Origin of the sequence: Streptomyces sp. NPDC058964 (assembly GCF_042741275.1) — a bacterium.
GTDB lineage: Bacteria > Actinomycetota > Actinomycetes > Streptomycetales > Streptomycetaceae > Streptomyces.
Genome location: NZ_JBHYKH010000749.1, coordinates 1 through 3,230, shown reverse-complemented (window position 1 = coordinate 3,230; position 3,230 = coordinate 1). Strand labels below are relative to the sequence as shown.

At 68.6% G+C, this 3,230-nt stretch carries 3 protein-coding genes; 1 reads left to right on the top strand and 2 read right to left on the bottom strand.

Annotation, left to right across the window (positions count from 1 at the left end; all coding sequences use genetic code 11):
• A partial coding sequence (locus tag ACFW2E_RS44140) for an ALF repeat-containing protein (protein ID WP_384477015.1) occupies positions 1-888 on the bottom strand: 888 nt, incomplete at its 3' end.
• Positions 889-2,238: 1,350 nt separating this feature from the next.
• Here ACFW2E_RS44140 and ACFW2E_RS44135 point away from each other — a divergent pair.
• Positions 2,239-2,451, top strand: coding sequence for a hypothetical protein (locus ACFW2E_RS44135; protein ID WP_384477012.1), 213 nt, complete (start codon positions 2,239-2,241; stop codon positions 2,449-2,451).
• Between the two features lie 310 nt (positions 2,452-2,761).
• Here ACFW2E_RS44135 and ACFW2E_RS44130 read toward each other — a convergent pair.
• The coding region (locus ACFW2E_RS44130; RefSeq protein ID WP_384477009.1) for a hypothetical protein at positions 2,762-3,230 on the bottom strand (469 nt) is incomplete at its 5' end.

The following is a 3,230-nucleotide window of genomic DNA, read 5'->3' as shown; positions in this document are numbered from 1 at the left end:
GCTCGCCGCGCGGGCCGCGGCCGCGGGCGAGTGCTGGGGGGCCTTGTGCGCGGCCTCGGTCTCGGCGGCGGCCTTCTGCGCGGCTGCCTTGGCGAGTTTCGCCGCGGTCACCGCGCGGGCGGAGGCGTCCTTGGCGGCCCGGGTCTGCTGCCCGGCCAGCTTGCCCGCCTTCGTCGCCTGGTCGGCGAGCTGTGCGATCGTGGCGTGCTCCTGGTCGTGGGCGCGGGCCACATACTGGCCGACCTGCAGGAACTCGTGGATGTCGGCGGGGGTGCCGTTGATCGCTATGCGGCCGGCCGACTGGACGTTCGAGCCGCCGGCCGCGATGATCTGCGCGACCTCGACCCGCTCGTCCTGTTCCCGGTCGTCGTACTGGTCATTGGCGAGGAACTTCTTGATCTGATCGGCGGTGCCGTTGAGTGCGGCGCGTCCCGCCTTCTGTACCTCTGGGCCGCCCGCGTCAACGATCTGCGCGACGCGAACTCTCTGGTCCTGCTCCAGTGGTTCCTTCCAGCCGTCCTTCAAGAACGCCTTCAGGTCGTCCGGCGTCCCGTCGAGCGCCTTGCGGGCGGCGTCCTGAAGGCTGAGGCCGCCGATGCCGGCGAACTGGGCCACGGCCACCCGTTCGTCCTGGACTGCAATGTCGGAAGCCTGGGACAGGAAGTTCGTCACGTCGTCGTCACTGCCGACGAGAGCGACCTCGGCAGCGGCTCGCAGGCCGGGTCCGCCGGTCTCCCACAGGCGTACGACCTTGGCGCGGTCGGTGTCCGGGAGCGCACCGGAGATACCGGTCCCGGGCGGGTGGGTTCCGTCGGCTCTGGCCGGTGCGGGCGCGGGGCCCAGCAGGCCCAGTACGAGCGCGCCGGGCAGCAGACCCAGACACAGCACGCGAATCGCGTGCTGCGCCCCTGCCGCCACGCGCCGTGGGCCTCGTGGATGTGTCACTGCGGACTCGATTCGTTCCATGGGTTGGGGGGTTGTGTACCACTGCCCGTATCGCTGGGGCCGTTGGTCGTCGGCTCCTGGGCAGCGCGATGCCCGGGGTGGCTCGTCGATCGATGGGAGCCACCCCTGACAAGGCCGTGCGGGGCTGGGTCAGCCAGCGGATGCGAGTTGGACTTCGCCGTGGTGGCCGCCGGCATCGAGCCGGGCGGCTGCAGCTGAGACCGCGTCAGGTGCGGTGGAGCCGGTTATGGCACCGGCGGTGGTGGCGGTCAGGGCCGCGACGGCCAATGACGTGGCGGCACCGAGGCCGCCGGTCCACGCGGTGCGCGGACGAAAACCAGGCATGAACGTTCCTTGCTGTGGCGCGAGTTCGGTCAGGGAGCGCAGACCGGGCCGGTCAGCCGGTGACCCGCAACTCCAGCAGGTCGGTCGGCGCGCCACCCGCGGCGCCCTCGCCCACGCTCCGGTGCCCGTTCTTGTCCACGGTCACGGACTTCACCGGCGTGGCGGGGGTCGGCCTGTGGTCTCCGATCCGCGCTGATCGGGTGGCCGGCGCTCTCCAGGGCGAAGACGCGCGGGAGTTCGAGGGTGAGGCAGCCGCCTTTCGTGCCGGCCTTGAAACAGCAGTCTCCCTGGGGGCTGCCGGTCTGGCCCTGCATCGTGAGGACCTTGATCTGTTGGGCCGAGTCGTCACACCTGGCGGAGGTGATGTGCCCGTCGCCCTTGATCAGCTTGATGCCCTGATCCCGCCGGATCTGATCCGCGTTCGGATACGCGAAGTCCTCCGCGGTGGACGGCGGTGTGGCCCCCCTGGGCCCCCCGGTCGGCTGCGGGTCGGCGGAGGCAAGCATCGGCGTACCCGTCGGCGCCAGGATGCGGCAGCCCCCGCGACGGGGAACATCCTGCGTGCACGAGGAGTCACCCGAATTCCTCTCCAGGCAGGAGTGACGGCATGACGGAATAACATCTGTAGCCCCCAGCACACACAGACGTAAAGCAAAAATAAGTGGTCGAACGAAACCCTAAAGGGCATCAGATCCGGGAACAACGTGACCATCGCCATAGGCAATGCGCGGAACCCGTGGAGTCATTTCGCCGTGGTATGTGACCATGCGGTCCGTCCCACGAGCTGCACCACAGGCCGTCATCATAGTTTTACGCTGCACAAATCTATTGAGGTCTTACCGAATTCCCGTGGGACGGAGGGAACGAATGGCTCTCGCCGTCGTCCGCCTCCCACTCGGCAGGCGCTGCCCCTGAATCCAGCGGGCCGGCCACGCCTTCCCCGGCCGGGTGCACGTACAGGACGGCGCCAGGCCGGTCGAGTTGCTTCGCACACGAAGACGCACCCGGCCGTTCGCGCTCACACGCCCCTGGTTCGTGCCGTCCTCGGCGATGTACGACTGCTGCGCGTCCTTGGCCGGCGCGAAGTCCGCCGAAGTCACCACGATCACGACAGGGGCGGCGGCGGCAGCGGCCGCGACGGCACGACGGCACGACGAATGAACGGCACAGATCCCCCCGGGATTGTTGAGCCATCGACTTGACAACTCGTCTCCCAGGCAAGTCCAACTGCCCCTGAAAAGACACGTGTTGCTGGAATGGGGTGGACGCGTCGACGCGGGGTGGAGCAGCTCGCTTGACCACTGCCGGGGCACCGGCCCCCACGGCTTGCGCCGAGGGGGCCGCAGACATATAGGGCACGAGTCCACGCGGTCCCGTGGAGAGGGGCCGCGAGTTCTCGTTGCCAGGCCGCGTCCGCGTGGTCGTCGCTCCGGGCGATGCCGCTGACCAAGCCGGCCGGCAAAGCCGTCGATCAGGCTTCCTCGCCCGGGGTCGGGTCGTCTTCGGACCGTCCGGCCCGCTCGATGATCCGCGCGCGATTCGCCTCCCAGGCGGCCTCCTCCTCGGCGTCGAGGAAAGGCGTGCGCCGCCAGCGGTCGTGGTCGAAATCGTCGTGAAGTCCTTTCCAGCCGCTCGCCAGGTCCGCCAGGCGGTTCCACTCACGCCGGACGCCACGGCGGTGAACCAACGATTCCGGGTTCTTGGCGCGCAGGTTCAGTTCGATCTCGAGAAACATTCTGATATCGGTCACGAGGCACGCAAGGCCGTAGGCCGTAGCCCACTTGTCCTGATTTCCTTCGGCCTCCTCAACGTGGGGCTCCAGTCGAGCATTGATGAATTGCTCGATGGCCATTCCGTCGGCGAGTGTGATTTCGTCGGCGTATCGCACGGTGCGGTCCTCGGTCGGGTCTGCGTTCATCGCACTCCCCCAGGCGGGGGGC